The organism is Arthrobacter sp. P4_H3 (assembly GCF_056400885.1).
Window position 1 is genome coordinate 1 of record NZ_JBFUKK010000047.1, and the last position, 1297, is coordinate 1297.

A 1297-nucleotide genomic window follows, 5' to 3' on the forward strand; every position below is an offset into this window, starting at 1 on the left:
GGCTTGTGGATTCGTGTCCAATCCGGTTATGGTATCGTATCCAAACAATTGGATTGCGTGAGTTGTTGGCTGGCAGGTTTGTTGCCGATACCGCGCATATTGAGCCTTAAGTAGAGGTGGGAATCTTGTCAGCGAAGACGGAGAATGCGTTGAGCGTGCCATCGGAAGCGGTTGATGCCCGGGTTGACAAGTGGTCGACGCCGGTCCTGAACGATGAGAATCGTTTGAAGCTTGCGACGTTCGCCACGAATATGCGCGGCAGTGTCACGCTCGCGAATGTCGAAGGCAAGGTGCTGGGCAGCTGGGAGGAGAGCCTTCGGCTGGCTCAGCACGCTGACCGGATCGGTTTTGACGCGGTGATCCCGGTGATGCGGTGGCGTGGCTTCGGCGGTGATGCGAACCTTTCCAACCGTAATTTTGAACCGTTCACGTGGGCCGCGGCGCTTCTGGCGAGCACCAAACGGATCCAGGCGTTCGCCACAATTCAGGTTCCGCTGCTCCACCCCGTGTACGCGGCCAAAATGGCCGCCACGGCAGACCACATCTCAGGGGGCCGGTTCGGGGTCAACGTCGTAGCCGGCTGGTTCCCTGAAGAATTCGCGATGTTCGGAATGACTCAGAAAGAGCACGCCGCACGCTACGCCTACGCCGATGAATGGACAACACTGCTTAAGCAGTTGTGGACCAGCGATGCCCCACAGGACTTCCACGGCGAGTACATCACCGCCATCGATTCATTCTCAGACCCGCACCCGCTGCAGGAACCCTACCCGGTACTGATGAACGCCGGCACCAGCGGCCCCGGACGGGAATTCGCAGCCACACACAGCGACCTGATCTTCGCGTCCCTGCAAAACATGGAGACCGCGCAGCGCCAAATCGCTGAAATCAAACAGCAGGCACTGGCCTCCCACGGACGAGAGGTACGAGTCTTCGGACGAGTCCACATCGTATGCCGCCCCACCGAGGAAGAGGCCAAGCAGTACTTCCGCTGGGTCCACCGCGACCAGGCCGACGTAGCCGCGATCGAGCGCCTGTTCGACAAGAGCACCGCGAACTCCAACAGCCTGGAAGTCGACGCAGAAGAACACGGCCAGATGATCGAACGGCTCGCCGCCGGACGCGGCGCCATGACCCTGGTCGGCACCCCCGAACAAATCGTCTCAACCCTACTAGACCTCACCAACGCCGGACTCGACGGCGTCGCGATCTCCTGGGTCAACTACGACGAAGGACTCCAGCAAATGGAAGACCACATCCTGCCACTCATGGTCGAAGCCGGCCTCCGCTCCAAATA

The 1297-nt window shown here is 60.1% G+C and carries 1 protein-coding gene; it reads left to right on the plus strand.

The window, feature by feature from the left end; genetic code table 11:
- Nucleotides 1–155: 155 nt before the first annotated feature.
- On the plus strand, nt 156–1297 hold a 1142-nt coding region (locus tag AC1DRE_RS25070), incomplete at its 3' end, for an LLM class flavin-dependent oxidoreductase (RefSeq protein ID WP_476987165.1).